The following is a 24,851-nucleotide window of genomic DNA, read 5'->3' as shown; positions in this document are numbered from 1 at the left end:
GCCTTTATCGAAGTCTTTGGCCGCATCCACCGGATAAGCCTCGCGTTCTGCGGCTGGCGGCGTTTGGCCAACCACTTGCCCCACCCCAAACGGCGCACCTGCTCACAGCATACAATCATTAGCGACTTGCGCGATTACGCCCACATAAAATATAGATAATTTAAGAATCATATCTATTAAAATTGGGATGAGCAGCTATATGATTGAGATTAATGAGATAATCAGCGAAAAACAGGCCCCTGATTCAAGCGAACAACAAACCGAGTCGCTCAATCTTGCTAGAATTATCTATAATTTGCCATTCATACAGCTCGTCTTCCGCGCTCAGGAAATACACCGACAGCATTTCGATCCCGACGCCATTCAGATGAGCAGGCTGCTTTCGATCAAGACGGGCGGCTGTGCGGAGGATTGCGGCTATTGCAGCCAGTCGGCGCATTATCCAACCGGATTGAAGGCTTCCAAGCTGATGGAAGTCGAGCGTGTGCTGTCGGAAGCCCGCAAAGCGCAGGAAGGCGGCGCAACGCGCTATTGCATGGGTGCGGCATGGCGTAGCCCCAAGGACCGCGACATGGACATGCTTGTCGCGATGGTTGAGGGCGTCAAGGCAATGGGCATGGAAACTTGCATGACGCTTGGCATGCTGTCGCCCGAACAATCGGCCCGTCTCTCCGATGCCGGGCTCGATTATTACAACCACAACATCGACACGTCCGAACGCTTCTATCCCGAGATCATCACCACCCGCACTTTTGCAGACCGGCTGGAAACACTGGCAAATGTCCGCGATGCAGGCATCAAGGTGTGTGCAGGCGGCATTCTCGGCATGGGCGAAACCGTAGACGACCGCATTTCGATGCTGGTCACGCTGGCCAATTTGCCGACACCGCCCGAAAGCGTGCCAATCAATATGCTGATCCCTATTCCCGGATCGCGCCTTGCCAATGCCGAGCCAATCGACCCGTTCGATTTCATACGCACCATCGCGCTGGCCCGCATTCTCATGCCCACATCTTATGTGCGGCTCTCCGCGGGTCGCACCGACATGAGCGATGAAATGCAGGCGCTTTGCTTCTTTGCCGGAGCCAATTCGATCTTTGTCGGCGACACGCTGCTGACTGCCGACAATCCCGGCGAAGATCACGACAGCGCACTGTTCCGGCGGCTGGGCCTCAAGCCGATGACCCTGGAGCAGTTGCGTTGAGCGACCCGGCATTGGCCCGCTATCGGGCAACACTGGACGGCCTCGAGCGGAAATCCCGGCTGCGCGCCCTCTCTACGCAAACGGGCATTGATTTCACCTCGAACGATTATCTGGGGCTCGCCAACTCACCGCGCCTTAACGCCGCTATCACTGCCGCGCTCGACCGGGGCGTTCCGGTTGGCGCAGGCGGATCGCGGCTGCTGCGCGGCAACCATATCGAGCATGAGGCACTGGAAGCGGAAGCCGCAGCCTTTTTCGACGCTGCGAAGGTGCTGTATTTCGGCAGCGGTTTCGCGGCTAACACGGCGCTGTTCGCGACCCTGCCACAGCGCGGCGACCTGATCGTCTGTGACGCACTGATCCATGCCAGCGTCCATGAAGGAATTTCATCCAGCAAAGCGGACAACGTTTTTGCAGCGCACAATGATGTCGGTGCTTTCGACACGGCAATCAGCGACTGGCGGCGCAAGGGCGGCAAGGGACATCCGTGGATTGCCATCGAAAGTCTCTATTCCATGGATGGTGATACCGCCCCCATCGCAGAACTGGCCGCACTGGCAGATCGCCACGACGCATTTCTGGTCATCGATGAAGCCCACGCCACGGGCATTTATGGCTCGCAAGGACGTGGACTGGCGGCAGACCTCGAAAATCGCGACAATGTGCTGGTATTGCACACATGTGGCAAGGCGATGGGTTTGTCCGGCGCGCTGCTGCAATTGCCCGCCATGCTTGGTGACTATCTGGTCAACCGCGCCCGCAACTTCATCTATTCGACTGCACCGTCGCCCTTGATAGCGGCGGGTGTGCGTGAGGCATTGCGCATGATTGCTGACGAGCCAGAGCGTCGCCAGCGATTGCAAGACCTGACCGGCCTTGCCGGATCACTCGCGGCTTCGCTTCTGGGCCTCAGGCCGAGCGGCTCGCATATTATGCCGATCCTGATCGGTGACAATTTTCACGCCATGCGTATTGCCGAAGCGATGCGCGCCGAGGGGTTCGATATCCGGGCGATCCGCCCTCCGACCGTGCCGGAAGGAACCGCACGGCTCAGACTATCCATCACGCTTAATGTCAGTGAAAGCCAGATCCGTCAGATGTTCGACCGGCTTTCCATTGCAATGGGACAAGACAGACCATGACAACGCGCTTCGTCGTCTCCGGCACGGATACCGGCATCGGCAAGACGGTCTTTTCAGCCGCCCTCACCGCTGCCCTCGACGGTTACTATTGGAAGCCGGTGCAATCCGGTCTGGACGAGGAAACCGATAGTCAGGCGGTCGCACGGCTTGTCGGCCTGCCTCCAAGTCGTATCTTGCCGGAAGTCTACAAGCTCTCGGCACCGCTTTCACCGCATCAGTCGGCAGCGCTGGACGGCAAGGCGATTTCCGCCGATGCATTCGCCCTCCCCGCGACGGACCGCCCGCTGGTGATCGAAGGCGCGGGCGGCTTGCTGGTGCCGCTCTCGGACGATCTGGTTTTTGCCGACATATTCGCCCGGTGGAAAATTCCGGTCATTCTCTGCGCCCGCACCAATCTCGGCACGATCAATCACACGCTGCTGTCCGTCGAAGCGCTAAAGCATCGGCGCACGCCCCTATGCGGCATCGCCTTCATCGGTGACGAGAACATAGAAACCCAGCGCATCATCGCGAAAATGAGCGGGGTGCGCATTCTTGGTCGCCTGCCGTTCCTGCCCGAGCCTGGCGGAAACGCGTTACGACAAGCCTTTGAGGACAGCTTTGATCTGAGCCGTTTCGCGGAGGTATGGGCATGAAGCGGCAGACTGTCTGGCACCCCTTTACCCAGCACGCGCTGGAACCGGAGATGCAACGCATCGTATCGACTGAGGGCGCTTATCTGGTCGACGAAAGCGGCAAGCGTATCCTCGATGCAATCTCCTCCTGGTGGGTCATCACCCATGGCCATCGGCACCCGGAAATCATGCAGGTGATCCGCAGCGCGACGGAGAGCTTCGATCAGATCATTTTTGCCGAATATTCCCATGCACCTGCCGAACAACTGGCGGAAGGGCTGATTGAAATCGCGCCGCCCGGCCTACACCATGTCTTTTATTCGGATAGCGGTTCGACAGCGGTGGAAGTCGCGCTGAAAATGGCGCTCGGCTATTTTCACAATACCGGCCAGGTGCGCGACCGTATCGTGGTGATGGAACACGGCTATCACGGTGACACCATCGGCACCATGTCCACCGGCGAGCGCGGCGTTTTCAATGCCGCCTACGAACCTTTGCTGTTTGGCGTTGACCGGCTGCCCTTTCCGGAAAAGGGCAACGAGCAGCGCACGCTCGACATGTTTGAGGACCATTGCAGGTCAGGCCGCGTAGCGGCGTTGCTGATCGAACCGCTTATTCTCGGTGCGGGCGGCATGAAAACCTATCGCCCTGCCTTGCTGACGGCGCTGAAAGAAATCGCCGAACGTTTCGGCTGCCTGCTGATCGCCGATGAGGTGATGACCGGCTGGGGACGAACCGGAACGCTTTTTGCCTGCGAGCAGGCACGTATCACACCGGATATTATGTGCGTCTCCAAGGGACTGACCGGCGGGGCGCTACCGCTGGCGGCAACGCTCTGCACCTCGGCGATCTTCGATGCGCATCTTTCAACCGACCGCCGCAAGACCTTCTTTCACTCAAGCTCCTACACGGCCAACCCCATTGCGTGCGCCGCCGCCGTCGCCAACCTGGAAGTCTGGCGACAGGAACCCGTGCTCAGCCGCATTCGGTCCATCGAGGAGTTTCACGAACACAATCTGACACGATTTGCCGGAGACCGGCGCTTTGCGAATATCCGACAGGCGGGAACGATTGCAGCGCTTGACGTTGTCGTGCCCTCTGGCGGCTATCTCGCAGAAATCGGCCAGCACATGCGCAAACTGTTTCGTGAGCGCAACTTGCTGATCCGCCCGCTTGGCAATGTGCTTTATCTGATGCCGCCCTATTGCGTGACCAGCGCCGAATTGGCTCATATTTACGATGCGGTGGACGAAGTGGCCTCCATCGTGACGGGGCAACCGCAATGAGCCTTTGCCGGTCCTCCCGTATGGTCGGTTTCGGCCATGCCGTGCCTGAACGCTGCGTCGAGAACCGTGAGATCGAACAACAGCTCGGTCTGGAACCGGGCTGGATCGAACGCCGCACGGGCATCCGCACGCGCTATTGGGCAGGCGAAGGCGAAACTTTGAGCGGGCTTGCGTCCAAGGCTGGAGACATGGCGCTGGATAGTGCCGCCATTGCCCGCAAAGATGTTGCGCTGACTTTGCTTGCCACATCGACGCCGGACCATCTGCTGCCGCCGTCAGCCCCTCTGCTGGCGCACAAGCTCGGTCTTGCGCGGTCGGGCGCGATAGATCTGGCGGGAGCCTGTGCGGGCTTTCTTTATGCGCTGACGCTCGCCGACAGCTTTGTACGTGCGCATAACCGTCCGGTACTTGTGGTCGCGGCCAATATTCTGAGCCGCCGCATCAACCCGGCGGAGCGTGCAAGCGCCGTCCTTTTTGCCGATGCGGCAGGAGCGGTGATGCTCGCACCGGACGCAAACCCGCAACGCGGGTTCCTGTCCGCCGACCTGTCGTCAGACGGAAGCGGTTATGATTTGATTTCGATTCCATCCGGCGGTAGCAACCGGCCATTCTCGCCCGACATGGCGCCTGAACAATTTCTGATGTCGATGCAGAATGGTCGCGAAGTGTTTTCCCGTGCGGTCGATCTGATGACCGCCACCTCCAGAAATGTGCTGGAAACGGCTGGCATCGAAGCGACCCGCATTGACCGTTTTGTACCGCATCAGGCCAATGCGCGCATGTTCGATGCTGTTGCGCATAATCTGGACATCGATCCGGCTAAAACAGTGCGGACTATCGCGACCTACGGTAACTCCTCCGCTGCGACCATTCCGCTGTCGCTCTCGGTCGCCAATGAAACGCGACCCTTTGCAGAAGGCGAGACCTTTTTGCTGACCGCTGCGGGCGCCGGTATGATGGGCGGCGCAGCGGTCTATCTTGCCTGAGTCCCAGCTTAGGATTGCACAGTCTTCGCTGGAACGGCCTTATGTTCTTCCTGTGGAGCGGCGGCCTTGCGCGCCACAAGACTGTAGACCACCGGCACCACAAAGAGCGTCAACAGGGTGCCGAAGGACATACCGCCGACAATCACCCAGCCGATAGCCTGACGGCTTTGCGCGCCAGCACCGGTTGCAATGGCCAGCGGAATAGCACCGAGCACCATTGCGCCTGTTGTCATGAGGATCGGACGCAGACGCATCACAGCCGCTTCCGTGACCGCATCGGCAATGTCGCGCCCTTGGTCACGCATATGATTGGCGAATTCGACAATCAGAATGCCGTGCTTGGTGATAAGTCCCACCAGCGTGACCAGACCGATCTGGCTGTAGACATTCATGCTCGCCCCCGCAAACCAGAGCGCGAGCAAGGCCCCGGCTATCGAGAGCGGAACCGTGAGCAGAATGATGAACGGGCTGACAAAGCTTTCAAACTGGGCCGCCAGAACCAGATAGATGAACAGAATGGCCAGACCGAATACGAACAGAATGCTCGAATTGGAGCTGGTGAAATCGCGAGACTCCCCTTCCAGATCGTACTGGGCATAGGTCGGGAACATCTCATTGGCAGTGCTTTGCAGATAAGTCAGCGCCTCACCCAGCGAATAATCGGGAGACAGACCAGCGCTGATCGTCGCCGAGCGTAACCGGTTGAAACGATAGAGATTGGCTGGCTCGACACTTTCCTTAACGGTTACGAGATTGGACAGCGGGATAAGCTGCCCGGACGAGCCGCGCACATTGACGATGTTGATGGAATCCGGCGTGGCGCGGTCGCTGGCGTCAAGCTGGACAAGGACATCCGATTGTTCGCCGTCCCGGTCGATGCGCGTAACCTGACGGCTGCCGAACATGGTTTCCAGCGTATGGCCAACATCCGAAACCTGCAGACCCGCCTCACGGATCTTCTCGCGGTTCATGTTGATTTCCATGCGTGGCTTGTTGAGATCGAGGTTCGATTCAACATTCACCAGACCGGGGTTTTCCTTGATTTTCTCAACAAATGCGGTCGCGAGCTTGTTGAGGTCGTCGTAGCTGGACGAAGACTGGATCACAAACTGAACCGGATTATTGGCCCCGGCTCCGCTGCCGCGCGTCGTCGTCAGGGATGGCATATTGAACCCGAAGGCGCGCATACCCGGGATGGCGCTCATCTCCGGACTAATGGAGCGAATGATTTCCTGCTGGCTGCGGTCGCGCTCATCCCAGTCTTTCAGCAGCCCGAACGCACCAAAACCGGTAACCTGCTGTGCGCCATAAACCGAGAAATAAGTGCTGACCTCCGGAATGCTGGCCATGATTTCTTCAGCGGTCTTGCCGTAGCGTTCCGTAAATTGAAGTGTTGAACCTTCCGGAGACGTGCCTGCCATGCGAATGACCCCACGGTCCTCAACCGGAGCAAGTTCGCTTGGCAGATTGACATAAAGGAACCCTGCCAGAACCGCAGTTGCGGCAGCGCCAGCCAACACAATCAACTTGTTGCGCATGGCAAGACCGAGCACGCGCCGATAATGCTCGTTGAGACGATCGAGAAATCCTTCCAGAGCGCGTGATATCCGACCCTGATTTTCATTGTGACGCAACAGCTTGCCGCACATCATAGGCGTCAAAGTCAGCGCTACGAAGCCGGAAACCAGCACCGCCCCAGCGAGCGTCAGGGCAAACTCGATAAACAATTGCCCGGTTCGACCTTCGGTGAATGCAATCGGCACATAGACCGCCGCCAGCGTAAGCGTCATCGCGATGACGGCAAAGGCGATTTCTCCCGTTCCGGCAATGGCTGCCTGTATCGGGGTTTCCCCTTCTTCAATGCGCCTATGCACATTTTCCAGCACGACGATAGCATCATCCACCACCAGACCGATGGCCAGCACCATAGCAAGCAGCGTCAGTGTGTTGATACTGAAGCCGAAAGCAAACATGATTGCCAGCGTCGTGATAAGCGAAACCGGTATCGTCACGATGGGAATAAGGCTTGCGCGCACCGAACGCAGGAAGAAGAAGATCACCATGATGACGAGAACAATCGCCTCGCCAATCGTGTGGAAGACAGCCTCGATCGAGCGATCAATGAAGATCGACGTGTCATAAGTGACATCGGCCTTCATTCCGGTTGGCAGACTTTCCTGAACAGTCGGCAGCACGGCGCGCACGGCATTGGCAACCTCAAGCGGATTGGCGGTTGCCTGTTTCACCACACCAATCGAGACGGCTGTTTCGCCTTCCTTGAAGGTTGCCTGCCGCTCGTCGGCTGCACCCAGTTCAGTTCGCCCTATATCACGCAAGCGCACCGGATAACCGTTCACGACATTGATGATGATGTCGGCAAATTCTTCGGGCGTCGTCAGCGCCGTATTGGCAAGGAGCGTAAACTCGCGTTCCTTACTTTCAATACGCCCGGCGGGTACTTCGACATTCTGGCTTTCAAGCGCCGTTTCGACATCCTGAACCGTCAGGCCATAACCGGCCAGCTTGCGGGCATCAATCCAGACACGCATTGCATATTCACGCGCACCGAGAATGCGGGCTTCCGAAACGCCGGGCAAGTTCTGGATGCGATCGACAACCGTTCGATTGAGAACGTCAGTGATTTCAAGACCGGAATGGCGGTCGCTCGTGAAAGCGACATACATGATGGGCTGCGCATCCGCTTCCACCTTGGCGACAATTGGCTCGTCAATCTCATCGGGGAGATTGCGCCTTGCGCGGGACACGCGATCGCGAACCTCTGCGGCGGCCACTTCGGGATCGGTACCAAGTGTAAAGCGCACGGTGATAGCGCTTGTTTCAGCACGGCTCGTCGAGGAAACGACATCGATGCCGGCAATACCGGACAGCTGGGTTTCCAGAACCTGCGTGACCTGGCTTTCCACGATTTCGGCATTGGCGCCCGAATAGGTCGTGGAAACGGAAACCGTCGGTTCTTCGACATCCGGATATTCACGGGTGCTCAGTCGCTCATAGGACACAATGCCGAGCAGCACGAGAACGAGGCTAAGGACCGTGGCGAAAACCGGTCTGCGGACGCACATTTCCCATATGGACATCAGACCGAGCCCCCCGCAACTGCTTCCTGAACGCGAATTTTGGCTCCGTCTTGCAGTTTCTGCTGGCCCGCCGTCACCACGCGCGCATCCTTGTCGATGCCCGTGACGATCTCGACCATACCGTCAAGACGCTGCCCCAGCGTGACCGTAACAACTTCGACCGTATCGTCAGCATTGATGCGATAGACAGTCTGGGTTTCACCGCTCGGCACAATGGCGCTTTCCGGTACCAGCATCGCATCTGCCTTGGTGCCCGTGGTGACATTAACGCGAACGAAAAGCCCCGGGCGTAACTTCAGGTCGGGATTGGAGATCAAGGCGCGCATACGGATGGAGCGGCCGGTTTCATCGACAGATGGCTCGATGGCATAGACCTGCCCCTGAAACGGCTGGTCTGGCAGCGCATCGGCCACCACCGAAACCTGTTGCTGGGGTGAGATACTCGCCAGTGCCACTTCGGGCAGCGAAAACTCTGCGACCAATGGATCAATCTGATCGAGCCTGGCAAGATTGGTCGTACCCGCCGTTACATAAGCGCCAACACTGACAGAACGAAGACCGACCACGCCGTCGAACGGCGCTTTGATCGAAGTCTGCGCGAGCTGCGCTTCGGCAAGCGCCAGAGCAGCTTCCGTATTGCGCAGGTTCGCTTCCGCTTCTTCCAAAGCCTGCGTCGCGCTAATACCGCGCTTCGACAGAGCTTCGGTACGTTCGAAAGTCGACCGCGCAAGAACATTTGCTGCACGGGCCGACTGCACGGAAGCGTTCAGAATGGAGGTATCGAGCTGAAACAGAACGCTGCCTGCCTCAACGCGCTGGCCTTCCTGGAACAGAATTTGATCCACACGTCCGCCGATTTCCGAGGCCAGTGTGACCGATTCTTTCGCCCGCAGGCTACCAACAGCCGAGATAATACTGTCCAGATCGCGGGTTTGCACCGCAGCTGCTTCAACCACAGTGGCTTTTGGCTGCGCGGGAGCAATGGACGCCGTGGTCGTCTCAGCGGATGTTTCTTGCGTACCCCGCCATGCAAAAAAAGCTGCGATCAACGCCAGTCCCAATACAAGAACTAGTATACCTCGTTTCCTAAGTTTCATATGCTAGCCTTTCCGATGGGCCGGGCCGTGCGTTTGCGTCCCGGACCACCCAGCCGGGCCACACGGGGCAATGTTAAATATTAGCTTTCATAATATTTTACTTTACTGTAAAGTAAAATTAATCTTCTGTAATGTCAGAGTCTTGGCGTGCAGAGGAGGGAATGGGAGGGGTCAAAAAAAGCATGGATAGAAAAACAAACGTGAGCACCGAAACGGTTCTCGATGCTACACGTAAAATGCTGTCGAAGTACGGCTCGGCGGTTAGCCTCGAGCTGGTGGCCGCAGAAGCGGGTCTCACGCGACAGACACTCTACAACCGCTTCGGCAGTAAGCAAACTCTATTGCGCGCTGCATTCGATGATTTGCGGCAGCAAATTCATACCCGTCTCGATGATGCGCCATGGAACTCCACACCAGAAGTTCTCCTGCCAGTGATCGCGCGCATTGTGGCGGATAGTTTTCTGGATCTCGCAATGGCCAAGCTATTGCGCGCGATGATTCAGGCCGTGGAAGATATTCCGGAAATCGGCACCAGCCTCAGATCGGATCGAACAGGACAAGTTCTCCAGAAGCTGACCGAATATTTGCAGACCAAAACTGAAGCAGGAGAGTTCCACGTAGCCGACGCGGAAACTCAGGCCATGCTTTTTCTCGGTAGCATCAGCGGCTTTCTTTTTCCCCGCTTGCTACTCGGTACGGTCACGCCCGACGAAGAGGTCAACCAAAGGTTGATCGACACGTCCATCGCAAGCTTTCTCCGCATGTGGCGAAGTGCGGAGTAATGTCTTCCCAAATCGCCAACCCACCCTAGATGAAGCTCCCCAACAAGCCCCAAAAACGAGGCCTCCCCCCAATGAAAACCTCCATTATTGCCGCTTGCCTTGCCTCACTCCTCGGCGCAGTTGCCGTTTCCGCGCCCGCCTTTGCGCAGCAAACGCGCGACATCGCCAAAGAGGAAGCCAACCGTAAAATCGTGCTCGAGTTTTACGATGGCGTCTTCAACAAACATGAGGTGGAAAAATACTCCGAAGTGCTCGCCGAAGATTATATCCAGCACAATCCCGGCGTGCCGGATGGGAAAGCGCCTTTCGTGAATTTTTTCACCCAGCGCTTCAAGGATAATCCCCAGGCCACCGCGCGCATCGTACGCAGCGCTACGGATGGCGACCTCGTCTTCCTGCATCTCCAGTCAAAGATGAACGAAGCAGACCGCGGTCGCGCCATCGTCGATATTTTCCGCGTTGATAACGGCAAGATCGTCGAGCATTGGGATGTCATTCAGGCTGTTCCGGAAACAGCCAAGAATAACAACACGATGTTCTAAACTTTTCGGTCAGAACCGCGTCGGAAGCCAGCCATATCGGCTGGCTTTTTCAGTTTCACGGCATTCCCCCGACAAAAACTGTTCTTGTCGTCCGCTTCTGGCTTGTTTCCTTCAAAAAGCGATCCTACGATATCCCAATTCACCGGCCCACTGCGCCCTTCCCCAACAGATCAGCAGCAGTCACAGCGTATCAACGCTCGCCGGTGCCATGGGTTATAGTCGAAAGACACACGAATTAAGGACTTGAGAAAATGACCGACAAGCAGGCCTCGAAGGCAATGTGGACCTATTACAAGGGCGAGTGGCGCGAAGGCGACGTGCGCATTCTGGGCGCGGCTTCGCATGCGACCTGGCTCGGTTCTGCGGTGTTCGACGGTGCACGCCTGTTCGAAGGCGTCACGCCGGACCTCGACCGTCATTCGGCCCGCGCCAATGATTCCGCCCGTGCGCTCGGTCTGGAGCCGACGCTTTCAGCCAATGATATTGAAGCATTGGCGCTGGAAGGCTTGAAGAAGTTCGCCCCCGGCACAGATGTTTATATTCGTCCCATGTACTGGGCCGAAGAAGGCGACAGCAGCACGGTTGCACCGCTTGCGTCCTCGACAGATTTCGCCTTGTGCCTCGAAGCCATTCCGATGGTCGAGCCGAAGGGCTTCACCATCACCACGACCTCATTCCGTCGCCCCTATCTGGAAGTGATGCCGGTCAACGCCAAGGCGGCCTGCCTCTACCCCAACAATGGGCGCATGCTGCTCGAAGCCAAGGCCAAGGGCTTTCACAATGCAATCGTGACCGATGTGCTGGGCAATGTCGCGGAAACGGCGACCTCCAACATTTTCTTGGTTCGCGGCGGCGAAGTCTTTACGCCGGTTCCAAACGGCACCTTCCTCAACGGCATCACGCGCCAGCGCGTCATTGGGCTGTTGCGCGCGGCAGGCGTGACTGTGCATGAGACGACGCTTAAAATCGAGGATTTCCGTGAGGCAGACGAGATCTTCTCGACCGGCAATATGAGCAAGGTTGTGCCGATCATCGGCTTTGATGATCGCAAGTTTGAATACGGAGCCGTCACCAAGCGCGCCCGCAGCCTCTATTGGGAATGGGCGCACGCCTGATTTCCTGCAACGATATTCCACTTCCATAATACTCCGGGTCGTTCTGGCCCGGAGCCTTCCCTGACCGCGGCAGACGCATGATCGAACATACACCCCTGTATCTGGCAGTCGCTATTACCGCGGCGTTTCTGGTTGGCATGTCGAAAGGCGGCCTTCCCTCGGTCGGAACGCTCGCCGTTCCGCTGATGGCGCTCGTCATCTCGCCGGTCACAGCGGCAGCTTTGTTACTGCCGATCTATGTCATCAGCGACATGTTCGGGCTCTACCTTTATCGGCATCATTATTCAGCGCGCAATCTCGCCATCCTCACGCCAGCAGCCATTGTCGGCGTCGGCATTGGCTGGCTGTTCAGCTCGCATCTATCCAGCACTTTCATCGGCTTTCTGGTCGGGCTGGTGGGCATTCTGTTCTGCCTCAATGCCTGGATCGGCGCCCGCTATCGCAGGAAGGCCCGCAAGGCCGATATTCCGGGCGGTGCCTTCTGGGGCATTCTCACCGGTCTCACTAGTTTCGTATCGCATTCCGGTGCTCCGCCGTTTCAGATGTATGTCCTGCCGCAGCATCTGGAAAAGCTCGTCTTCGCGGGCACATCGACCATCCTCTTTGCCATCGTCAACGCCGTGAAGCTCGTTCCGTACTGGCAGTTGCAGCAGTTTTCCAATCTCGACCTGTCGATGGGCCTCTGGCTGATCCCTTCTGCAGTGATCGGCACTTTCGCGGGTGCCAAGCTGACACGGCTTCTGCCGGATGGGCCCTTCTTCCTGCTCGTGCAACTGACGCTGTTCGGGCTTTCCATCAAGCTGATAGCCGATTGGGTCATGCCGTATTTCTTTGGTTGAGACGCTTTCGCAGTTCTTGCCAGATGCCTTCGCTTCCGCCACCATGTGCGCGAAAGTAAGGGGAGGATGTGCGAGTGGCAGACGCGGATGCGATCATCATCGGCGCGGGGCTGGCCGGTTTGGCCGCAGCGAACGAACTGACCAGCGCGGGCAAAACCGTCATCCTTCTGGAACAGGAAGGCGAGAACTCCATCGGCGGTCAAGCCTTCTGGTCGCTGGGCGGCCTGTTCATGATCGATACCCCGGAGCAGCGCCGTCTTGGCATCAAGGACAGTTTCGACCTCGCCGCACAAGACTGGTTCGGCTCGGCGCAGTTTGACCGACCCGAAGATCTTTGGCCCCGGAAATGGGCCGAAGCCTATCTGCAATTCGCGACCGGTGAGATGCGACCATGGCTGCGCAACCTCGGCATGCGCTGGTTTCCCGTTGTCGGCTGGGCAGAACGTGGCGGCGCACTCGCCCACGGGCATGGCAACTCGGTGCCGCGTTTTCACGTCACATGGGGCACGGGCCCAGGCGTCGTAGCCCCATTTGAACAACGGCTGCGAGACGCAATGGCGAAAGGCCTTGTTACGCTGAAATGCCGCCACCGCGTCAGTCAGATCACCAGCGCGAACGGACGCATAACCGGCGTTTTCGGTGAAGTGCTCGCCCCTTCGACGGTTGAACGCGGTCAGCCATCTTCCCGAGAAGTTATTGGTGAATTCGCATTTGGCGCTGACAACGTTATCGTAACGTCCGGCGGTATTGGCGGCGATCCGGAGCGCGTGCGCCGGGCATGGCCGCGCGAGAGGCTTGGCAATCCGCCGAAGGAGATGGTGCTGGGCGTTCCAGCCTATGTGGACGGGCGCGGCATCGATATGGCGGTAGAGGCAGGCGGACACGTCATCAATGCTGATCGCATGTGGCATTACACCGAGGGTTTGCGCAACTGGAACCCGATCTGGCCCAATCATGGCATCCGCATCCTGCCCGGACCATCGTCGATGTGGTTCGACGCACGCGGCAACCGACTGCCAGCTCCCTATCTTCCCGGCTTCGATACGCTCGGCACACTCAAGCACATTCTCTCCACCGGCTATGACTATTCCTGGTTTATTCTGACCGAAAAGATCATCCGCAAGGAATTCTCACTGTCCGGTTCCGAGCAAAACCCGGACCTGACCGGCAAAAGCTGGAAATTGCTGCTGAAAAGCCGTCTCGGCAAAGCCCCGCCGCCTGTCAAAGCCTTTATCGACAACGGTGCGGATTTCATAACCGCCAAGACGATTGAAGAGCTGGTCGCGGGCATGAACACTTTGAGCGGCGAAAAACTGCTCGATGTGCGACGCATTCGCGACCAGATCGAAGCGCGGGACCATGAAGTGGTCAATCGTTACACGAAGGACGCGCAGATCATGGCGATCCATAATGCGCGTGCCTATATTGGTGACAGGCTGACGCGCGCCGTACCGTTGCATGCGCTGCTCGATCCGGCCAACGGCCCGCTGATCGCCGTCAAGCTGCATATCCTGACGCGCAAGACGCTGGGCGGCCTGCATACCAATCTCCAGTCGGCAGTTCTGGGCGAGGATGGCGAGCCGATCCCTGGCCTTTATGCGGCGGGCGAAGCTGCCGGTTTCGGTGGCGGCGGCTATCACGGCTATAATGCGCTGGAAGGCACATTTCTTGGCGGCTGTATATTTTCCGGGCGGGCGGCAGGCCGGGCAGTCGCTTCGATCTGAATCGTGAGGTAGCTTCCAAAAGGGCCGCCAACCAACTGATTTAATGTAATTTTCAGCCGTATCGTCTTCAACGAAGACCAATACGCGTTATGCTTTTTTCTATATGAGATTTTTATATCCCGGCCGGTTTCCCTGTCTCGAAACCCTATGCCGTAAGGTCACATAATCCCTGTATGGCAAAAAGCCTTCACAACAGGGAGCCCCGCAAGGGGACGAAATTATGGACATCGCCGTCCTGGCAATCGGCCTCGGCTTCTTCGCTCTGCTCTTCGGCTATCTGCGCGTCTGCGAAAAGCTTTGAGGGCGTAACATGCTGATCGAATACATCGCCGGCGCTTTGGTCGCCATCTTCATCGCGATCTATCTTCTTTATGCGCTCATTCGACCGGAGCGGTTCTGACCGGCCCCACGAATAGCGGCCCTGCAGGGGCTTGGGAAAAACCATGACAATCAATGGATGGATACAGATCCTCGTCTTTTGCGGGATCATCATTCTGCTCGTAAAGCCGCTTGGCGGTTATATAACGCGTGTCTTCAACGGCGACCGGACATTCCTTTCGCCGGTTTTCGTGCCTGTCGAACGCGGGCTATACCGTCTTGCGGGCACAGGCGAGCGCGAGGAACAGCACTGGACGAGCTACACCGCCGCCATGCTACTGTTCAATCTGGCCGGGTTCCTTCTGCTTTATGCCATGCAGCGGTTTCAGGGCGCATTGCCCTTCAACCCCATGGGCATGAGCAATGTGCCTGCCGATCTCGCCTTCAACACCGCCACCAGTTTCGTCACCAACACCAACTGGCAAAATTACGGCGGCGAAAGCACCATGTCCTATCTGACCCAGATGGCCGGACTGACGGTGCAGAACTTCGTCTCGGCTGCAACAGGCGTGGCAATCGCAATGGCGCTTATCCGAGCTTTCTCGCGTAAATCGATGAAAACGCTCGGTAATTTCTGGGTCGATCTCACGCGCTGCACGCTCTATATCCTGCTGCCGATCTGCATCGTGATGACGCTCGCCTTCGTCGCGCTTGGCGTGCCGCAAACGCTTGGCGCATATACGCAGGCCACGACGCTTGAAGGCGCACGGCAGGTCATTGCGCTTGGGCCAGTTGCCTCCCAGCTGGCGATCAAGATGCTCGGCACCAATGGCGGCGGCTTCTTCAACGCCAATTCCGCACATCCTTTTGAAAACCCGGACGCCATCTCCAACATGATCCAGATGGTTGCGATCTTCGCCATCGGCGCATCGCTAACCAATGTTTTTGGCCGCATGGTCGGCAATGAAAAGCAAGGCTGGGCTATTTTTGCGGCCATGGGCGTGCTGTTCGTCGCAGGCGTGGCCATCTGCTATTGGGCAGAAGCTGCGGGTAACCCGCTGATCCACGCGCTCGGCATCGACGGCGCGAATATGGAAGGCAAGGAAGCCCGCTTCGGCATCGCCATGTCCGCCCTTTTCGCCGTGGTCACAACTGCCGCATCCTGTGGCGCGGTGATTGCCATGCATGACAGCATGATGGCGCTTGGCGGCATGATCCCGATAATCAACATGATGCTCGGTGAAATCATCATTGGCGGTGTCGGCGCAGGTTTTTACGGCATCATCCTGTTCGTCATCGTGGCGATTTTCGTGGCTGGTCTGATGGTCGGTCGCACGCCTGAATATCTGGGCAAGAAAATCGAGGCCAAGGAAGTCAAGATGGCGATGCTGGCCGTACTCTGCCTGCCGCTGTCGATCCTCGGCTTTACGGCAATCGCCTCCGTCATTCCGGCAGGCTTGAGTTCCATTGCCAATCCGGGACCGCACGGCTTTTCGGAAATCCTCTATGCCTATACGTCGGGCACCGCCAATAACGGCTCGGCATTCGGCGGGCTCTCCGGCAACACGCCCTGGTACAACATCACCATCGGCCTTGCCATGCTGATGGGGCGCTTCCTCGTCATCGTTCCCGCCATGGCCATTGCCGGATCGCTGGTCGCCAAGAAAATCGCGCCGCAATCGGCGGGCACCTTCCCGACCTATGGTCCTTTGTTCGTGGGCTTGCTGATCGGCGTCATTCTGGTTGTCGGCGGGCTGATCTTCTTCCCCGCGCTGGCGCTGGGACCGATCGCCGAACACCTCGCTTTGATCCAGGGAAAGACCTTCTGATGCTGAAACCGTCGAGTTGCATTCTGTCGATCCTTGCCGTGATGCTCATCCTGTTTCTCGCCATCCGGCTGATCTGAGCGTCCGCTTCGCAAAACATCTACTGGAGCCTCGTTATGAGCCAGTCCAAATCCGCGAGCATTCTCGATGCCCGCATCCTTATCCCGGCGGTTGGCGATGCCTTCCGTAAACTGAATCCGAAAAGCCTTGCCCGAAACCCGGTCATGTTCGTCGTGGCCGTCGTTTCGGCCCTCACCACGGTGCTGCTTGCAAAAGACATCGCGACCGGTGGGGCCAATGTCGGCTTTTCATCGCAGATCGTGCTGTGGCTCTGGTTCACGGTGCTGTTTGCCAATTTTGCCGAAGCGGTTGCCGAAGGGCGCGGCAAGGCGCAGGCGGAATCGCTGCGCCGCACGCGCACCGAAACGCAGGCCAAGCTTCTGAACGGCGACAGCAAGACCGATTACAAAACCGTCGCCGGAACCAGCCTCAAGGTCGGCGATATCGTTCTCGTTGAAGCGGGCGACATCATCCCGTCCGATGGCGAGGTGATCGAGGGGGTGGCTTCAGTCAATGAAGCCGCCATCACCGGCGAATCCGCACCTGTCATCCGCGAATCCGGCGGCGACCGTTCCGCCGTCACCGGCGGCACGCAGGTCCTGTCCGACTGGATCGGGGTGCGCATCACGGCGGCTCAGGGCTCCACCTTCATCGACAAGATGATCAGCCTTGTGGAAGGCGCCGAGCGCCAGAAAACCCCGAATGAGATCGCGCTCAACATCCTGCTTGCGGGGATGACGCTGATCTTCGTTCTGGCTGTGGTGACGATTCCAAGCTTCGCGACCTATGCAGGCGGTTACATCCCGGTCATCGTTCTGGTTGCCCTGTTTGTAACGCTGATCCCGACCACCATCGGCGCTCTGCTATCGGCTATCGGCATTGCGGGCATGGACCGTCTTGTGCGCTTCAATGTGCTGGCCATGTCGGGCCGGGCGGTGGAGGCGGCAGGCGATGTCGACACTTTGCTTCTCGACAAAACGGGCACGATCACGCTCGGCAATCGTCAGGCAACCGCCTTCATGCCGGTGACAGGCATCAGCGAACAGGAACTGGCCGACGCCGCACAACTGGCCTCGCTTGCCGATGAAACACCGGAAGGTCGTTCCATCGTGGTTCTGGCCAAGGAAAAATACGCCATACGCGGTCGCGACATGCAGAGCCTGCATGCGACTTTCGTACCCTTTACCGCACAGAGCCGCATGAGCGGTGTCGATATCGACGGCTCGTCCATCCGCAAGGGCGCTGTGGATGCCGTGCTAAAACATGTGGGCCAGAACCGTGCGACCGAAGAAAAGGTCACCCATGAACTGCAAGCCACTGCCGATACGATTGCAAAATCCGGCGGCACGCCGCTGGCCGTGGTCAAGGATGGCAGGCTGCTTGGCGTCATCCATCTCAAGGATATCGTCAAGGGCGGCATTCGCGAGCGTTTCTCCGAACTGCGGCGCATGGGCATCCGCACGGTGATGATCACCGGCGACAACCCCATGACCGCAGCGGCTATTGCGGCTGAAGCAGGCGTGGATGATTTTCTGGCGCAGGCAACGCCGGAAAACAAGCTGGCGCTGATCCGCGAGGAACAGGCCAAGGGCAAACTCGTCGCCATGTGCGGCGACGGCACCAATGACGCGCCTGCCCTCGCACAGGCCGATGTGGGTGTCGCCATGAATACCGGCACCGTGGCGGCCCGCGAGGCAGGCAATATGGTCGATCTCGACAGCGATCCGACGAAACTCATCGAGATCGTTGAAATCGGCAAGCAGCTTTTGATGACACGGGGCGCGCTGACGACCTTCTCCATCGCCAACGATATCGCCAAATATTTCGCGATCATTCCGGCTATGTTCCTTGCGTTCTATCCGCAGCTCGGCGCGCTCAACATCATGAACCTTGCCACGCCGCAAAGCGCCATTCTCTCGGCCATCATCTTCAACGCGCTCATCATCGTGGCGCTGATCCCGCTTTCGTTGAAGGGCGTGAAATACAAGGCTGTCGGCGCAGGCGCCCTGCTCTCGCGCAACCTGCTCATCTACGGCCTCGGCGGCGTCATCGTTCCGTTCATCGGCATCAAGGCCATCGATATGGCCATCGTTGCCCTTGGCCTCGCATAAGGATTTTCACCCATGTTGAAGCAACTTCGCCCCGCATTGGTCATGATCGTCGCGCTTACCGTGATCACCGGGTTCATCTATCCGCTCGGCATGACCGGCATTGCCCAGGCAATCTTTCCGCAACAGGCCAATGGCAGCCTGATCGAGAAGGATGGAACGGTCATCGGTTCTGAACTAATCGGCCAGAATTTTGCCGGCGACCGTTATTTCCACGGTCGCCCATCCGGCGCAGGCAAGGATGGCTACGATGCATCCAGCTCGGGCGGCTCCAATCTCGGCCCCACCAATCCCGCTTTGATCGAACGGATCAAGACCGAGGCGGAAACTTTGAAACAGACAACGCCTGACACCGCGATCCCTATCGACCTCGTGACCACCTCGGCCAGCGGCCTCGACCCGCATATTTCGCCGGACGCCGCCCTTTATCAGATACCCCGTGTCGCCAAAGCACGAGGCATCAGCGAAGCCACGTTGCGCGGCATTGTCGAGCAGCAGGTGGAAGACCGTGAGCTCGGATTTCTCGGTGAACCTGTGGTCAACGTCCTGAAACTCAATCTTGTTCTGGACAGAACCGCAGCTAAATAAAGTAGAATACGGGCGGCGCAAACGATGCCGCCCGCTTCGCAGGAGCATTATCATTGATGTCGGACGTCATTCGCGCTGACAACACACGGCCCTCTCCCGATGCCCTGCTCGAACAGGCGGAGCGCGAAACGCGTGGGCGCCTCAAGATTTTTCTGGGCGCGGCACCCGGTGTCGGCAAAACCTATGAAATGCTGATGTCCGGCAGAGCGCGCGAGGCCGATGGCGTCGATATGGTGATCGGCGTGGTCGAAACCCACGGCCGTCGTGACACTGAAGCCTTGGTGGACGGGCTGGAAGTCATCCCCCGCGCCCTTGTTGCCTATCATGGCCACGAACTGGAAGAGATGGACATCGACGCCGTGCTGGCACGCCGTCCGCAGCTGGTTCTGGTGGATGAACTTGCCCATAGCAATGCGCCGGGCAGCCGTCACCCCAAGCGCTATCAGGATGTCGAGGAAATCCTCGCGCAGGGGATAGATGTCTACACCACGCTGAATATCCAGCATGTCGAAAGCCTGAACGATGTGGTGGCGCAGATCACGCGCATTCGCGTTCGCGAAACGGTGCCGGATAGCATTATCGACCGCGCCGACGATATCGAGCTGATCGACCTCACGCCCAGCGATCTCATCAAGCGGCTCAACGATGGCAAGGTCTATCTTCCCAAGACGGCCAAACGTGCAATCCGCAACTATTTTTCGCCCGGCAATCTGACGGCGCTCCGCGAACTGGCGCTGCGACGCACCGCGCAGCGGGTAGACGAACAGCTTCTCACCCATATGCGCGCCCACGCCATCGAAGGTCCGTGGGCCGCGGGCGACCGTATTCTCGTTGCCGTTGATGAACGGCCACGCAGCGCATCGCTGGTGCGCTATGCGCGCCGTCTGGCCGACCGGCTGCGCGCGCCCTGGGCGGTCATTCACATCGAAACGCCGCGCTCTGCCAATATGTCGGAGGATGAAAAGGACCGACTGTCGGCAACCATGCGCCTTGCCGAACAGTTGGGCGGCGAACCGATCATCATTCCCGGCCAGTCGGTAGCGGAAGACATTATCCGCTATGCCAGCACACATAATTTCACGCAGGTGGTCGCCGGAAAATCCGCCAAGCCGCGCTGGCGCGAAATTGTCGAAGGCTCGGTCGGGCACGACCTGATCCGCCGTGCAGGCGCCATCGATGTGCACATCACGGCAGGTATAGATCAGGAGGCGGCCAGCACCGCCCGCAAGGTCAAGACCGCCGCACCATCGGCAAGCCTGCAAATTCTGCCCTATGCGATTGGCACGGCAGTCGTCGCAGCCGCGAATGGCGTCGGGCTGCTGCTCGACCAGTTTCTTGATGTTCGCAGCATAGCGCTGGTCTTCGTCGTCGGCGTTCTCGGCGTTGCGGTTACGCTTGGTCTATGGCCTGCGTTGTTCGTTTCCATCATCAGCGCCTTCGCCTATAATTTCTTCTTTCTGCCGCCGCTTTACACGCTGTCCATCGCGGACCCGGAAAGCGTGGTGGCGCTCGTCTTCTTCCTCCTTGTCAGCTTTGTGGCCAGCAATCTGGCAAGCCGCGTGCAGCGTCAGGCGGCATCGGCACGTCAGCGCGCGCGAATGACCGAGGATCTCTATCTTTTCAGCAAGAAGCTCGCGGGCACCGGCTCGCTGGACGATGTGCTTTGGGCAACGGCATTCCAGATCGCATCCATGCTGAAAGTGCGTGCGGTTATCCTGCTGCCGGAGCGAGAGAGCATCGCAGTGCGCGCCGGATATCCGCCGGATGACACACTCGACGATGCCGATATCGCCGCTGCCCATTGGGCTTGGGAGCACAATCTGCCCGCTGGACGTGGTGCCGATACGCTGCCCGGCGCACGCCGTCTTTACCTGCCGCTGCGCACGGCACGAACTTCGGTCGGTGTCATCGGTCTCGATAATGACCGTCAGGGACCGATCCTCACGCCCGAACAGCAACGACTGTTCGAAGCGCTGGCCGATCAGGCCGCCATCGCCATCGAGCGCGTGCAGCTGGTGGAAGACGTCGAGCGCGCAAGGCTTGCTGCCGAAACCGACAAGTTGCGCTCCGCGCTTCTGACCTCGATCTCGCACGACCTGAAAACCCCGCTGGCGGCCATCATGGGCGCCGCGACCACATTGCGCGAATATCATGGTTCCTTGCCCGCTGAAGATCAGGCCGATCTCTATCAAACCATCGTGGACCAGTCGGAACGCCTCAATCGCTTCATCGCCAATCTTCTCGACATGACCCGCATTGAAGCCGGGGCTATGGAGCCCAACCTCTCTCCGCATTATGTCGGCGATATCGTCGGCGCTGCCTTGCACCGCGCCGCAAAAATTCTTGCGCGTCATGCGGTTCGCGTATCAGTGCCCGCTGATCTGCCGATGCTGCGGCTGGATGCAGTTCTGTTTGAACAGGTTCTGTTCAATCTTCTCGACAATGCCGCGAAGTACGCGCCGGAAGCCTCTGAAATTGCTATTGAAGCGCATATCAGCGGCACGCGGCTCGTTCTGGAGATCGCCGATCAGGGGCCGGGCATTCCCGCCGATGACCGGGAACGGATTTTCGACAGCTTCTATCGCGTTCGCAAGGGTGATCACGTGCAGGCAGGCACGGGGCTCGGCCTGTCCATCGCGCGCGGTTTTGTCGAAGCGATGGGCGGCACCATTTCCGCCCGCAACCGCAGCGACCACGACCATAATCGGTCTGGCGCGGTCTTCGTCATCTCACTGCCGCTACCATCTGGCGACGCTGAAACGGAAACAACGCAATGAATACGCAAAGCGTCAAAGTGCTGATTGTCGATGACGAACCGCCGATCCGCAAGCTCCTGCGGGTCGGGCTGACCACCGAAGGTTACACGACCGTTGAAGCCGCCAATGCCATTGAGGCGATGGAGAAGATCGAGGCTGAAAGCCCTGACCTTGTGCTGCTCGACCTTGGTCTGCCGGACATGGACGGCCATCGGCTCTTGCTGCAATGGCGGCAGGAAGGGCGCAACCTGCCCATCCTCATTCTTTCAAGCCGCACCGACGAGGTCGGCATCGTCAAGGCGCTGGAACTCGGCGCTGATGATTATGTGACCAAGCCCTTCGGCATGCGCGAACTTGCGGCTCGCATCCGCGTTGCGCTCCGTCACAAGCTGCAACAGCAAGGCGAAAAGCCGATTTTCCAGAGCGGCGGCCTTTCGGTTGATCTGGTGCGGCGCATCGTCAAGGTCGATGGCAACGACATCAAGCTGTCGCCCAAGGAATATGACATTCTCCGCCTTCTGGTGCAGCATGCGGGCAAGGTCCTGACCCACCAATATATTCTCAATCAGGTCTGGGGTCCGGCGGCAGATGTACAATATCTGCGCATTTATGTGCGCCAGCTTCGCCAAAAGATCGAAGCCCTGCCCGACCAGCCGCAATATATTCTCACTGAAACCGGTGTTGGCTATCGCCTGCGCGAAGCGGACGCCCTATAATCAGAAAGACGCTGAGAAAACCGGTAACGGAGGTATTCGATGGTCGAGCTGACGAACAATCTGGACAATCTGGAATTCATTATTGCGAAGGCGCGCGAATATGACGTGCAGGTGCCTGCAGTGGATGAAGATTCCGGGTCCAATCCCGGTGACGACAGAGACGTCGATATTCTCGATGCTTCGCTCGACAATCCGACCCGGAAAGAGCTTTTCGCCGCCATCCGCTCCCTGAATGAAGACCAACGCATCGAATTGCTTGCCTTGATGTGGGTTGGACGTGGCGATTTTTCGCCCGAGGAATGGGACGAGGCCCTGTCCACGGCAAGCGACCGTCATAACGGGCGCGAGGCAAAATACCTGATCGGAACGCCGCTTCTGGGCGACTATATCGAGGAAGGCCTTGTGTCGCTCGGCATCGATGTCGAAGCTTACGATAATGAATAAGAAAAATTGATGATCCCATCCGTCCTTCTGTTTTGACGCTGCCATATCCGGGCATTAAGGTTGCCCGCAAATGCATGCCGGTTCGATTTGGATCGGCTTGTAGAACAACATATGGGAATTCAAAAAACGACGGAGGAAAGCGCCATGCTTCAGAAGAACCTGGTTCAGAAAACGGATTTTTACATCGACGGCGCCTGGCGGGCTCCAATCGAGGCCAAGAGCATCGAAGTCATCAATCCGGCCAATGAAAAGCCCTATGCGGTGATCTCGGGCGGTTCGGCTGCCGATATCGATCTCGCCGTAGCTGCTGCGCGCAAGGCATTCCCGGCTTGGGCCGAAACGCCGGCGAAAGAGCGTATCGCCTATATCCGCCGTATCGCTGAAATCTACGATTCCCGCATGGATGAAATGGCCAAGGCCATTTCGCACGAAATGGGTGCGCCGATCACGCTTGCGCGTGAATCGCAGGCTGCCGTTGGCGTGTCACACATCAAGGCTTTTGTCGCTGCCTTCGAGAATTTCGAGTTCGAAGAAATTCTTTCTCCGAAATTTCCAAACCAGACCATCGTGCATGAACCTATCGGCGTTTGCGGCCTGATCACCCCGTGGAACTGGCCGATGAACCAGATCGCGCTGAAGGTTATCCCTGCGATTGCCGTTGGCTGCACGGTTGTGCTCAAGCCGTCCGAAATCGCGCCGATGTCGGCGATGCTGTTCGCCGAATTTGTCGATGCAGCCGGTCTGCCAAAGGGTGTGTTCAACCTCGTCAATGGTGAAGGCCCGGTGGTTGGCGAAGCCCTGTCGCAGCACCCGGATGTGGACATGATGTCCTTCACCGGCTCGACGCGCGCAGGCACGGCGGTTTCCCGCGCTGCCGCAGCGACCGTCAAGCGCGTGTCGCTCGAACTCGGCGGCAAGTCGCCGAACATCGTCTTTGCCGACAGCGATCTGGAAAAGACCATCCAGCGCAGCCTTGCCCATTGCTTCGAGAACACAGGTCAGTCCTGTAATGCGCCGACGCGCATGCTGGTTGAGCGCTCGGTCTATGACAAGGCCGTCGAATTCGCAAAGAAGGTGACCGAAGGCACCAAGGTCGGTGATCCTGCGGAAGAAGGCGACCATATCGGGCCGCTTTCCTCGTCGATCCAGTTCGAGAAGGTCCAGAAGCTCATCCAGAAAGGCATTGACGAAGGCGCACGCCTCGTTGCTGGCGGCACGGGCCGTCCGGACGGCTTCACGGAAGGCGATTTCGTCAAGCCGACCGTCTTCGCCGACGTAAACAACGACATGACCATCGCACGCGAAGAAATCTTCGGACCAGTGCTGGCCATGATCCCGTTTGAAACGGAAGAAGAAGCCATCGCCATCGCCAATGACACGCCTTACGGTCTGGCCGCCTATATCCAGACCGGCAGCCCGGAACGCGCCAAGCGCGTTGCGCGCAAGCTTCGCGCCGGCATGATCCAGATCAACGGCACGTCCCGCGCTCCGGGCAGCCCGTTCGGCGGATACAAGCAGTCGGGCAATGGTCGCGAAGGTGGTAAGTGGGGTCTTGAGGACTTCATGGAAGTGAAGCTCATCAGCGGCTGATCGTTACCAGCAAATG

Annotated in this window: 20 protein-coding genes; 18 read left to right on the top strand and 2 right to left on the bottom strand. The window is 58.4% G+C overall.

Translation table 11 applies throughout. The annotated features are described in order from the left end of the window. Positions 1–208 precede the first annotated feature (208 nt). The 5 genes from bioB to FHW03_RS06180 are packed head-to-tail and all read left to right on the top strand — an operon-like array spanning position 209 to position 5,232. Positions 209–1,204, top strand: coding sequence for a biotin synthase BioB (gene bioB, locus FHW03_RS06200; RefSeq protein WP_377514362.1), 996 nt, complete (start codon positions 209–211; stop codon positions 1,202–1,204). After that, positions 1,201–2,346 carry an 8-amino-7-oxononanoate synthase gene (locus tag FHW03_RS06195; RefSeq protein WP_182519826.1) on the top strand — a complete coding sequence of 382 codons (1,146 nt, stop codon included), beginning with the start codon at positions 1,201–1,203 and terminating at the stop codon, positions 2,344–2,346. The genes bioB and FHW03_RS06195 overlap by 4 nt, the downstream gene beginning before the upstream one ends. Next, positions 2,343–2,981 carry a dethiobiotin synthase gene (gene bioD, locus FHW03_RS06190; protein ID WP_182519825.1) on the top strand — a complete coding sequence of 213 codons (639 nt, stop codon included), beginning with the start codon at positions 2,343–2,345 and terminating at the stop codon, positions 2,979–2,981. Before FHW03_RS06195 ends, bioD begins: the two co-directional genes overlap by 4 nt. Next, a complete protein-coding gene (locus FHW03_RS06185; RefSeq protein WP_182519824.1) occupies positions 2,978–4,246 on the top strand; it encodes an adenosylmethionine--8-amino-7-oxononanoate transaminase in 1,269 nt (422 codons plus the stop codon). The genes bioD and FHW03_RS06185 overlap by 4 nt, the downstream gene beginning before the upstream one ends. Further along, positions 4,243–5,232, top strand: coding sequence for a beta-ketoacyl-ACP synthase III (locus FHW03_RS06180; protein ID WP_182519823.1), 990 nt, complete (start codon positions 4,243–4,245; stop codon positions 5,230–5,232). The genes FHW03_RS06185 and FHW03_RS06180 overlap by 4 nt, the downstream gene beginning before the upstream one ends. 8 nt (positions 5,233–5,240) lie before the next feature. On the opposite strand, the gene FHW03_RS06175 is transcribed toward FHW03_RS06180, so the two are convergent. Together FHW03_RS06175 and FHW03_RS06170 are read right to left on the bottom strand one after the other, a co-directional pair. Further along, positions 5,241–8,330, bottom strand: a complete 3,090-nt coding sequence (locus tag FHW03_RS06175) for an efflux RND transporter permease subunit (protein WP_182519822.1) — start codon at positions 8,328–8,330, stop codon at positions 5,241–5,243. Further along, complete coding sequence (locus tag FHW03_RS06170; protein WP_182519821.1) at positions 8,330–9,379, bottom strand: efflux RND transporter periplasmic adaptor subunit; 1,050 nt, start codon at positions 9,377–9,379, stop codon at positions 8,330–8,332. The genes FHW03_RS06175 and FHW03_RS06170 overlap by 1 nt, the downstream gene beginning before the upstream one ends. A gap of 230 nt (positions 9,380–9,609) precedes the next feature. On the opposite strand from FHW03_RS06170, the gene FHW03_RS06165 reads away from it, so the two are divergent. The 13 genes from FHW03_RS06165 (at position 9,610) to FHW03_RS06105 (ending at position 24,835) form a co-directional block, all read left to right on the top strand. Next, on the top strand, positions 9,610–10,209 hold the full coding sequence (locus tag FHW03_RS06165) for a TetR/AcrR family transcriptional regulator (RefSeq protein WP_182519820.1): 600 nt from the start codon (positions 9,610–9,612) through the stop codon (positions 10,207–10,209). 71 nt (positions 10,210–10,280) lie between these two features. After that, positions 10,281–10,751: a nuclear transport factor 2 family protein gene (locus FHW03_RS06160; protein ID WP_182519819.1), complete on the top strand. Its 471-nt coding sequence runs from the start codon at positions 10,281–10,283 to the stop codon at positions 10,749–10,751. Between the two features lie 251 nt (positions 10,752–11,002). Beyond that, positions 11,003–11,866: a branched-chain amino acid aminotransferase gene (locus FHW03_RS06155; protein ID WP_182519818.1), complete on the top strand. Its 864-nt coding sequence runs from the start codon at positions 11,003–11,005 to the stop codon at positions 11,864–11,866. A 77-nt stretch (positions 11,867–11,943) separates the two neighbouring features. Continuing rightward, positions 11,944–12,705 (top strand): sulfite exporter TauE/SafE family protein, encoded by a 762-nt coding sequence (locus FHW03_RS06150; protein WP_182519817.1) that lies wholly within the window; start codon positions 11,944–11,946, stop codon positions 12,703–12,705. 74 nt (positions 12,706–12,779) lie between these two features. Continuing rightward, complete coding sequence (locus FHW03_RS06145) at positions 12,780–14,429, top strand: FAD-binding dehydrogenase (protein WP_182519816.1); 1,650 nt, start codon at positions 12,780–12,782, stop codon at positions 14,427–14,429. 310 nt (positions 14,430–14,739) lie between these two features. After that, entirely contained in the window at positions 14,740–14,829 is a 90-nt protein-coding gene (gene kdpF / locus FHW03_RS06140) for a K(+)-transporting ATPase subunit F (protein ID WP_078336841.1), read from the top strand. 43 nt (positions 14,830–14,872) lie between these two features. Beyond that, complete coding sequence (kdpA, locus tag FHW03_RS06135; protein ID WP_182519815.1) at positions 14,873–16,576, top strand: potassium-transporting ATPase subunit KdpA; 1,704 nt, start codon at positions 14,873–14,875, stop codon at positions 16,574–16,576. A gap of 113 nt (positions 16,577–16,689) precedes the next feature. Continuing rightward, a complete protein-coding gene (gene kdpB / locus FHW03_RS06130; RefSeq protein ID WP_182519814.1) occupies positions 16,690–18,744 on the top strand; it encodes a potassium-transporting ATPase subunit KdpB in 2,055 nt (684 codons plus the stop codon). A 12-nt stretch (positions 18,745–18,756) separates the two neighbouring features. Next, positions 18,757–19,329 (top strand): potassium-transporting ATPase subunit KdpC, encoded by a 573-nt coding sequence (gene kdpC, locus FHW03_RS06125; protein WP_182519813.1) that lies wholly within the window; start codon positions 18,757–18,759, stop codon positions 19,327–19,329. 56 nt (positions 19,330–19,385) lie between these two features. After that, positions 19,386–22,106, top strand: a complete 2,721-nt coding sequence (locus FHW03_RS06120) for a sensor histidine kinase KdpD (protein ID WP_182519812.1) — start codon at positions 19,386–19,388, stop codon at positions 22,104–22,106. After that, positions 22,103–22,801 carry a response regulator transcription factor gene (locus tag FHW03_RS06115; protein WP_182519811.1) on the top strand — a complete coding sequence of 233 codons (699 nt, stop codon included), beginning with the start codon at positions 22,103–22,105 and terminating at the stop codon, positions 22,799–22,801. The genes FHW03_RS06120 and FHW03_RS06115 overlap by 4 nt, the downstream gene beginning before the upstream one ends. Before the next feature lie 39 nt (positions 22,802–22,840). After that, positions 22,841–23,245, top strand: coding sequence for a DUF3775 domain-containing protein (locus FHW03_RS06110; protein ID WP_078336835.1), 405 nt, complete (start codon positions 22,841–22,843; stop codon positions 23,243–23,245). Between the two features lie 144 nt (positions 23,246–23,389). Next, positions 23,390–24,835 carry an aldehyde dehydrogenase family protein gene (locus tag FHW03_RS06105; RefSeq protein WP_182519810.1) on the top strand — a complete coding sequence of 482 codons (1,446 nt, stop codon included), beginning with the start codon at positions 23,390–23,392 and terminating at the stop codon, positions 24,833–24,835. Positions 24,836–24,851 lie beyond the last annotated feature (16 nt).

The organism is Ochrobactrum sp. RH2CCR150, assembly GCA_014138095.1.
Lineage (GTDB): Bacteria > Pseudomonadota > Alphaproteobacteria > Rhizobiales > Rhizobiaceae > Brucella > Brucella gambitense.
The sequence above is the reverse complement of the archived record's forward strand: the minus strand, read 5'-3'. Positions and strand labels throughout refer to the sequence as shown.

Bases quoted from the DNA above. Each gene is read 5' to 3' on its own strand.
- FHW03_RS06160 (WP_182519819.1), top strand. From the start codon at position 10,281: ATGAAAACCTCCATTATTGCCGCTTGCCTTGCCTCACTCCTCGGCGCA.
- FHW03_RS06115 (WP_182519811.1), top strand. From the start codon at position 22,103: ATGAATACGCAAAGCGTCAAAGTGCTGATTGTCGATGACGAACCGCCG.
- FHW03_RS06165 (WP_182519820.1), top strand. From the start codon at position 9,610: ATGGATAGAAAAACAAACGTGAGCACCGAAACGGTTCTCGATGCTACA.
- kdpA (WP_182519815.1), top strand. From the start codon at position 14,873: ATGACAATCAATGGATGGATACAGATCCTCGTCTTTTGCGGGATCATC.
- FHW03_RS06155 (WP_182519818.1), top strand. From the start codon at position 11,003: ATGACCGACAAGCAGGCCTCGAAGGCAATGTGGACCTATTACAAGGGC.
- FHW03_RS06185 (WP_182519824.1), top strand. From the start codon at position 2,978: ATGAAGCGGCAGACTGTCTGGCACCCCTTTACCCAGCACGCGCTGGAA.
- FHW03_RS06120 (WP_182519812.1), top strand. From the start codon at position 19,386: ATGTCGGACGTCATTCGCGCTGACAACACACGGCCCTCTCCCGATGCC.
- FHW03_RS06180 (WP_182519823.1), top strand. From the start codon at position 4,243: ATGAGCCTTTGCCGGTCCTCCCGTATGGTCGGTTTCGGCCATGCCGTG.
- bioD (WP_182519825.1), top strand. From the start codon at position 2,343: ATGACAACGCGCTTCGTCGTCTCCGGCACGGATACCGGCATCGGCAAG.
- kdpB (WP_182519814.1), top strand. From the start codon at position 16,690: ATGAGCCAGTCCAAATCCGCGAGCATTCTCGATGCCCGCATCCTTATC.
- FHW03_RS06175 (WP_182519822.1), bottom strand. From the start codon at position 8,330: ATGTCCATATGGGAAATGTGCGTCCGCAGACCGGTTTTCGCCACGGTC.
- FHW03_RS06110 (WP_078336835.1), top strand. From the start codon at position 22,841: ATGGTCGAGCTGACGAACAATCTGGACAATCTGGAATTCATTATTGCG.
- FHW03_RS06150 (WP_182519817.1), top strand. From the start codon at position 11,944: ATGATCGAACATACACCCCTGTATCTGGCAGTCGCTATTACCGCGGCG.
- kdpC (WP_182519813.1), top strand. From the start codon at position 18,757: ATGTTGAAGCAACTTCGCCCCGCATTGGTCATGATCGTCGCGCTTACC.
- kdpF (WP_078336841.1), top strand. From the start codon at position 14,740: ATGCTGATCGAATACATCGCCGGCGCTTTGGTCGCCATCTTCATCGCG.
- FHW03_RS06105 (WP_182519810.1), top strand. From the start codon at position 23,390: ATGCTTCAGAAGAACCTGGTTCAGAAAACGGATTTTTACATCGACGGC.